The following is a 7,274-nucleotide window of genomic DNA, read 5'->3' on the forward strand; positions in this document are numbered from 1 at the left end:
CATGCTCAAGAACTTCTGGTACGCGGTCGAATTCGCCGACCGGCTGACGGCCAAACCCGTGCGGGTCACGGTTCTGGGTCAGCATCTGGCCCTTTACCGTACGCCTTCAGGACGCGTCGTCGCCCTCTCGGACCTGTGTGTGCACCGCGGCGCCGCCCTGTCCGGCGGCTGGCTCAAGGACGACTGCATCGTCTGCCCTTACCACGGCTGGGAATACAAGCCCGACGGCGAGTGCGTGAAGATCCCGGCCAACCAGCCCGGCCGTGGCATCCCCAAGAAGGCGCGCGTCGACTCGTACCCGGCGCAGGAGAAGTACGGCTTCATCTGGGTCTACCTCGGCGACCTGCCCGAGGAGGAGCGGCCGCCCATGCCGGTCTGGCCCGAGTTCGACGACCTCGTCGAGAACGGCGGCCGGTTCCGCGCGGTGACCGGCGAGTTCCTCTGGAACGCCAACTACGAGCGAATTCTGGAGAACGGCTGCGACATCGCGCACGCGCCGTTCGTCCACTCCGGAGCGTTCGGCAACCCGGAACGGCCCGAGGTCGCCGAGTACGAGCTGGAGCAGCCGGACGAGTGGTCGGCCTTCGCCACGGTCGACCTGTACCCGCCGGCGCCCAAGGGCATCTGGGGCAAGTTCAGCAAGCTGCGCGGCGAGGATCTGACCAAGCGCCCGCCGGTGACCACCACGGCCGGCTGGATGCTGCCCAACATGATCAAACTGCACGTGCGGCTGCCGATCGGCGACCTCATCATCTACGACACGAACATCCCCATCGACGACACGCACACGCTGGTCAAGTGGGTCGCGCTGCGCACGTTCTTCACCGGCAAGTGGGCCGACAAGAACGCCATCCAGCGCACGCTGCGCATCTTCTACCAGGACGCCGAGGTCGTCGACAAGGTACGCCCCGAGCTGTTGCCGTTCGACCTCGGCGCCGAGCTGCACATCCGCAGCGACCTCATCGCCGTGCAATACCGGCGGCGCCGCCAGGAGCTGGCCGAGAAGGGCTGGCTGCTCTCGGCCGAAGACGTCATCACCGGCGACGTACCGAAGCGGACCGCGACCGTCATCGCCTCGCCGGCCCGGCGCGAGAACCCGGAGCTGGCGAGGGCCTGGGTGCACAAGGCGCGGGGCGAGCATCCGACCGTGGCCGCCGCCGAGCTGATGGGCACCACCGACGAGGAGGACAAATGAGCCTGCCGGGCGCCCTGTCCGACCGTACGCTCGAACGGGTTCTGGCCGAGGTGCCGGTGACCCTGAAGGACGACCGCGAGCTGACCTCGCCGATGAGCCCGGCCCCGGTGGGGCGGATCCGGGTCTGGCGGGGCACCGGCACGGTCGTGAAGGTGGTGAACGTGTCGCTGGTCGTGCCGCCGATCGGCCTCGACAGCCACATGATTTTCGCCTTCACCGCACCGGATTCGGGCGTCCCGCACTTCACCCTCGACTCGGTGGCCAACGGCGACAACTACGCCTTCCACCTCGACCTGATCCCCAAGGTCGATCTGGCGACCTCGTTGTCCTACATGGACACCGTCTTCGAGCCGCTGACCGGGATCTACAAGGAGGTACAGGAACGCGAGGGGCTCACACCAGCGCACCTCACGCCCCGGCAGTACGCCCTGATGTCGCCCTGGATGCTCGTCAGCCGGGCCACCGCGGCGGCGTTCGAGGGCATCGGCGACGCCGTCGACGGCTATCTCGGCCACTGGCTGAGCCTCCTCTCCTCGTCCTCCTTCGCCGGCGACGCCGCCCGCGACGCTCAGCATCGGGCGCTGCTGTTCAGCCCGGCCATCGATCCGGTCTGGTCGCAGACGGAACGCCTGCTGGGCCGGGAGCAGAGCGAGGGCGTACGCCTCGAGCTGGTGGGCGACGAATGACGCGGCCCTCGGCGTGGCAGCAGCGCATCGCCGGCCAATGGCACGGGCGGCCGTCGCTGTTCGACGCGGACGGAACCTGGTGCGGGTACGAGGAGATCCGGCGCTCCTCGGACTTCGCCGACGGCGTGACGACGTACCGGATGGACGGGGGTCTGGTCGGCGGGGGCGCGCTCGCGGGCCGTTTCCGGCTGGGCGCCCCGTTCTCCTTCGGGGTCGTCGACTCCGACGCGAACCGGGTCTACACCGGGCCCGACTTCTTCGGGACCGGGCAGCCGTACGGGTCGTTCGTCGACTCCCACTACTACGGGCCGGGCTGGCAGGTCGACCTGAACACCTGGAACCAGGTGCTGCCCGACGGCGAGACGCAGGTCTACTCCTCGGTGCTGTACCAGGGCTGGGCGGTGGTCGGCTGCTTCAACGGGGTCTACACGAGGGACGCGTCGAGGGTCGAGGCGCTCATCGAGGCCGAGACCCGGCGCGGCCCCGTCCCGTACATCCTGCCCACCAAGGAGGCCGGACAGTTCGCGGGCGCCTGCGAGCTGTGGGGCGCCGACCAGAAGCTGCGCGGCACCGTCGAGGTCTCCCTGGCCCTGGAGCCGATCGACCTGCTGCGGACGCGGCGGCACATCACCTGGAGCGGCGCCGGCCTGGACCGGTCGTTCACGGTCGACGCGCGGCGGGACGGGAACCGGCTGTTCCTCGAAGGCCCGGACGGCTGGGGCAACGCGATCGGCTTCGGCCGGGCCTCCTTCTCCTCGTTGCATTTCGCTGACGTCTGGAAGGTGAAGGGCCGGGAGTTCTCGCTCGACGCCGAGCCCGGCATGTCGGCCGGCCGGCGGCTCTCCGTCGTCTACGAGCTCTTCGACGGGGCGACGCTGGACTCGGTGCTGCACGGGGTCCTGGAGTGGGCGTCATGACCGTCGTGGTCGTGACCGGCGGCACCCGGGGCATCGGCCAGGGACTCGTCCGGTCGTTCCGGGCCCAGGGCGCCGACGTCGCCTACTGTGGACGGTCCATCACCGGGGAGCCGGACGACGGTGTCCTCGCGGTCACCGCCGACGTCACGGTCCGCGAGGACGTCCGGAAGCTGTGGGACGCCACCGTCGAGCGGTTCGGGCGGGTCGACATCTGGGTCAACAACGCCGGCCTGTCCACCTCGCGGCGGCCCCTGTGGGAGCTCGACCCGGCCGAGATCGACGCGGTCGTCGCGGTCAACCTCGGCGGGACGATGCAGGCGAGCGCGGTCGTGCTGGAGGCGATGCTCGCGCAGGGCCACGGCGCGCTCTGGAACATGGAAGGCCTGGGCTCGACCGGCCAGATCGTCGCCGGGCTGACCCCTTACGGCGCGACCAAACGCGGTTTGACGTACGCCACCCTCGCGATGGCCAAGGAGCTCAAGGGCACCACGGTGAAGGCGTGCCTGCTCTCACCCGGCATGGTCGTCACCGACCTCCTGACCCGCGATTACGCGCCGGCCGAGCTCGAGAAGGCCAAGAAGGTCTTCAACATCCTGGCCGACCGGGTCGAGACGGTGACGCCGTGGCTGGCCGAGCGGGTGCTGAGGGGCACCCGCAACGGGGGCCGCGTCGCCTGGCTCACCAATCGCAAGGCGGCGTACCGGTTCGCGACCGCGGCCTTCCACAAGCGGGACCTGTTCTCATGAACTACCCGATCTGGCTCGCGCTCGAAGACTTCGTTCCCGTGCTGTTCGGCATGGCCGGCTTCGCCCTGCTGGCCTTGCCGGCGCCTCTCCCGGCCCGCCGCGCCGGCCTGATCGGCGCGCTGCTCATCGGCCTCGGCGGGCTGAGCAAATGCGCCTGGAAGCTCGCCGTGGCCGCCGGCTGGGGCAACCCGACCGTGCTGGAAGAGCTGCTGTTCCCGTTGATGGCGGCCGGGGCGGCCGCCGTCTGCTGGGCGCTGGCGGCAACCCTGCGGCCCACGCCCGCGGTGCCGTGGTGGCCGTTCGCGGCGGTCGTCGTGGTCGCCGCCTTCGCCTCGGCCGTGCTGCTGAGCCTGCAGCCCCTGTTCGTGGCGGCCACCTTCGGAGTGACCGCGATCAGCGTGCTGGCCGCGATCCTGGCCTGGCGGCGCCGCCGATATCTGTCGGTGGCGCTGCTCTCGGCCGGCCTGATCCTCGTCATGTCGCTGGTGCCGTTGCGCTCCTCCGCATCGCACCACACGGTCGCCTACCAATGGCTCGAGCAGTCCCTCAACACGTGCGCCCAGGCCTTCCTCTTCCTGGCGGCGCTGCTCATCCCCGTACGGGAAAAGGTTGGTGTTTCTCATGACTGACGCTCTGGGGTGGCGCCGCAAGTTCGGCGTCATCGCGCCCTCGACGAACACGATCGTCGAACCGGACTTCTACGGGATGTCGGTGCCGGGCGTGACGTCGCACTTCTCCCGCATCCACATCCGCAACCAGGACCTCTCCGACGACGCCAGCTTCGAGAATCTGCTCGTGCAGATCAGAGCCGAGATCGGGTACGCCTGTGAGCGCGTCCTGACCTGCGAGCCCGACTACATGGTGATGGGCATGTCGGCCGAGACGTTCTGGGGCGGCGTCGAGGGCAACCGCGAGTTCGTCGCCCAGATCAAGCAGATCACCGGCCTCGACGTGGCCACCGGCGCCGAGGCCTGCGAACGCGCCCTGCGCCTGTTCGGCGCCCGCAGAATCGGTGTGGTGACCCCGTACCAGCCGGTCGGCGACGCCAACGTGGTCCGCTTCTTCGGCGAGATCGGCTTCGAGGTCGTTTCCATCGAGGGCCTGAAATGCCCGACTGCCGTTTCCATCGCGCACGTCACGGACGACGATTTGCGCCAGGCCATCCGCGCCGTGGACGGCCCTTCAGTGGATGCCATCGTCCAGTGCGGCACCAACCTGTCCATGGTCCGCCTGGCCGACGAGGCCGAACGCTGGCTGGGCAAGCCGGTGATCGCCATCAACGCGGCCACGTGGTGGATGGCCCTGCGCGAGAACGGCATCGAGGACAAGGTCTACGGCGCCGGCACCCTGCTCCGCTCGTACTGAGCCTTGAACAGCCACGCCGAGGCGGCGAGGATCGCCAGCCCGTTGAGCCCGTGCAGCGCGGTCCACAGCCCGCCCACCTCGGCGATCACCACCTGCAGCGAGTCGAGCACGACGACAAGCACCGACACCCCGATCAGCCGCGCCGGCAGGTGCCCCGCCGCGGCCACGATCGCCATGACCAGCGGCACAAAGAAGATGACGTACCCCATCGCGTGATGCAGCCGGTAGGAGCTCGCGTGGAAGCCACCGGTCGTGGCGAACACGAACTGGGCGACGACGATCAGCAGGAGCGCCGCCGCCAGAAAGTTGAAAGTTCTCCGCATGCCAGCCCGACGACGCAGCCCCCGAAATTGTGCCGCGCCCGTCGGGTAGACATGACGACCATGAGCGCGATCACGAACGAGCGCCGCCATCTGCTCGGCCTGGCCTACCGCATGACCGGCTCCCTGGCCGACGCCGAGGACATGGTCCAGGAGACCTATGCCCGGTGGTACGCCCTCACCGGCCCTCAGCGGGAGGCCATCACCAACCCGGCCGCCTGGTTGACCACCGTGGCCAGCCGCGTCTGCCTGGACCTGCTGGGCTCGGCCCGCTCCCGCCGCGAACGCTATGTCGGCGCCTGGATCCCCGAGCCCCTTCCCGCCGGCTTCGCGGACCTTTCCGACCAGGTCACCTTGGACGAGTCAGTCACCATGGCCTTCCTGGTCGTCATGGACGCCATGACGCCGGCCGAGCGGGTGGCCTTCGTCCTGCACGACGTCTTCGGCTACCCGTTCGCCGAGGTCTCGACGATGATCGGCCGCACACTGGTGGCCTGCCGCAAACTGGCGTCCTCGGCCCGCCGCCGCGTCCGCGAGTCCCGTCCGCCTCTCACCCCGGCGGGCGGCGAGGCCCATGTGATCCGCGACTTCAAACAGGCGTGGGAGGCGAAGGACATCACCGCCCTCATCGCCCTCCTCGACCCGGCCGCCACCGTGACAGCCGACGGCGGAGGCCAGGTCAGCACCATCCAGCAGCCCCTCCAGGGCCGAAAGCAGATTGGCCAGTACGCCGCCACGCTGTTCCGCGTCATGCCGGACATGGACATCCTCGAGCGCACAGTGAACGGCCGCCCCGGCCTCATGATCCGGCAGGCCGGCGCCACGGTGACGGTCATGGCCTTCGACGTGGCCCACAACCGGATCACCCACATCTGGGCCGTCCGCAACCCCGAGAAGCTCCAGGCCTGGACCCATTAGCTGACGTACGCTGCCCGGATGGCCCCCACACAGGACGAGGTGCTCGGCTACTTCACCAGCCTGTCGAACTGGGGCCGGTGGGGCGACGACGACCAGCGCGGCACCCTGAACCACATAACCGATGAGGTACGCCTGGCCGCGGCCCGCGCGGTGAGACACGGCAGAAGCGTCTCCTGCGCCTGGGAGCTGAAAGCCCCCGACGACATGGACCGCTCAACAACAACGGTCCCCCGGGCAGTGGACATGCCAGGCGCCGGACACATGCCCCCGTTGTTCCACAACGACAACCGCTGGGGCTTCACCAACGAACGACTGGCCTTCACATACCACGGCAACACGCTGACCCACCTGGACGCGCCAAGCCACCTGTCCTGGGACGGCAGGCTCTACAACAACCGCCCGGCCACCAGCACAAACACCGACACGGGCGCGGCATGGTCAGCCGTAACAGAGGCAGGACAAGGCATCACCACTCGAGGCGTCCTGCTGGACGTAGCCGCGGTCCGCAAGGTCCCATGGCTGCAACCGGGCGACCCCGTACACCCCACCGACCTGGAGCAGGCCGAACAAGCCCAGGGCGTGAAGGTACGCCCGGGCGACGCGGTACTCCTACGAACAGGAAACGGCCGGGCCCGCCGCGAGACCAAGGTCGACAGCAGCGGAATCACCCAGTCGGGTTGGCACGCCTCCTGCCTGCCGTGGCTCCAAGAACGGGGCGTGGCCCTGATCGGCGCCGACACTCCTCAGGACGTGCAGCCGTCAGGCTACGAGAACATCCTGATGCCGGTCCACGCGGTGGCGCTGGTAGCAATGGGCTTGTGGCTCTTGGACAATTGCGACCTGGAGGCGTGCGCCACAACAGCAGCCGAGCTGACCCAGTGGGACTTCCATCTCACCATCGCCCCGCTCCGTCTGTCCGGCACATCCGGCAGCCCGGTGAATCCAGTGGCCATCTTCTGATCGCCCCTGCAACCCCCAGGGCTCGGGGGCGGATTGGATTCTTGCGCTCGGACGGTTGGGGGGAGGGGGGGGGGGGGGGCCGCCCCCCCCGGGGGGGGGGGGGGGGGGGGTGGGGCGCCCCCGCCCCCCCCCCCGCGCCCCCGCGGCGGCCCCCACGCGGCGGCGGC

The 7,274-nt window shown here is 69.5% G+C and carries 9 protein-coding genes; 8 read left to right on the forward strand and 1 reads right to left on the reverse strand.

Features of this window, described 5'->3' with window-relative positions:
* The first annotated feature begins 1 nt into the window (after position 1).
* Genes ACFY36_RS33100 through ACFY36_RS33125 form a run of 6 tightly spaced genes read left to right on the forward strand, consistent with a single transcriptional unit; the run spans position 2 to position 4,909 of the window.
* Positions 2-1,195 (forward strand): aromatic ring-hydroxylating dioxygenase subunit alpha, encoded by a 1,194-nt coding sequence (locus ACFY36_RS33100; RefSeq protein WP_499749844.1) that lies wholly within the window; start codon positions 2-4, stop codon positions 1,193-1,195.
* Positions 1,192-1,881 carry a hypothetical protein gene (locus ACFY36_RS33105; protein ID WP_499749845.1) on the forward strand — a complete coding sequence of 230 codons (690 nt, stop codon included), beginning with the start codon at positions 1,192-1,194 and terminating at the stop codon, positions 1,879-1,881. Before ACFY36_RS33100 ends, ACFY36_RS33105 begins: the two co-directional genes overlap by 4 nt.
* Positions 1,878-2,798 carry a hypothetical protein gene (locus ACFY36_RS33110; RefSeq protein ID WP_499749846.1) on the forward strand — a complete coding sequence of 307 codons (921 nt, stop codon included), beginning with the start codon at positions 1,878-1,880 and terminating at the stop codon, positions 2,796-2,798. The genes ACFY36_RS33105 and ACFY36_RS33110 overlap by 4 nt, the downstream gene beginning before the upstream one ends.
* Positions 2,795-3,544: an SDR family oxidoreductase gene (locus ACFY36_RS33115; protein WP_499749847.1), complete on the forward strand. Its 750-nt coding sequence runs from the start codon at positions 2,795-2,797 to the stop codon at positions 3,542-3,544. Before ACFY36_RS33110 ends, ACFY36_RS33115 begins: the two co-directional genes overlap by 4 nt.
* The gene (locus tag ACFY36_RS33120; RefSeq protein ID WP_499749848.1) at positions 3,541-4,173 is read left to right on the forward strand and encodes a hypothetical protein; all 633 of its coding nucleotides are present in this window, start codon (positions 3,541-3,543) and stop codon (positions 4,171-4,173) included. Before ACFY36_RS33115 ends, ACFY36_RS33120 begins: the two co-directional genes overlap by 4 nt.
* Positions 4,166-4,909, forward strand: a complete 744-nt coding sequence (locus tag ACFY36_RS33125) for a maleate cis-trans isomerase family protein (RefSeq protein ID WP_499749849.1) — start codon at positions 4,166-4,168, stop codon at positions 4,907-4,909. The genes ACFY36_RS33120 and ACFY36_RS33125 overlap by 8 nt, the downstream gene beginning before the upstream one ends.
* Here ACFY36_RS33125 and ACFY36_RS33130 read toward each other — a convergent pair.
* The gene (locus ACFY36_RS33130) at positions 4,876-5,232 is read right to left on the reverse strand and encodes a DUF6220 domain-containing protein (RefSeq protein ID WP_499749850.1); all 357 of its coding nucleotides are present in this window, start codon (positions 5,230-5,232) and stop codon (positions 4,876-4,878) included. The two genes, ACFY36_RS33125 and ACFY36_RS33130, sit on opposite strands and share 34 nt — an antisense overlap.
* Positions 5,233-5,292: 60 nt before the next feature.
* Here ACFY36_RS33130 and sigJ point away from each other — a divergent pair, with 60 nt between their 5' ends.
* Together sigJ and ACFY36_RS33140 are read left to right on the forward strand one after the other, a co-directional pair.
* Positions 5,293-6,147 carry an RNA polymerase sigma factor SigJ gene (gene sigJ, locus ACFY36_RS33135; protein WP_499749851.1) on the forward strand — a complete coding sequence of 285 codons (855 nt, stop codon included), beginning with the start codon at positions 5,293-5,295 and terminating at the stop codon, positions 6,145-6,147.
* Between the two features lie 18 nt (positions 6,148-6,165).
* Complete coding sequence (locus ACFY36_RS33140; protein WP_499749852.1) at positions 6,166-7,107, forward strand: cyclase family protein; 942 nt, start codon at positions 6,166-6,168, stop codon at positions 7,105-7,107.
* Positions 7,108-7,274 lie beyond the last annotated feature (167 nt).

The organism is Actinoplanes sp. NPDC000266 (assembly GCF_042899005.1).
In the GTDB taxonomy this organism is placed as follows: Bacteria; Actinomycetota; Actinomycetes; order Mycobacteriales; family Micromonosporaceae; genus Actinoplanes.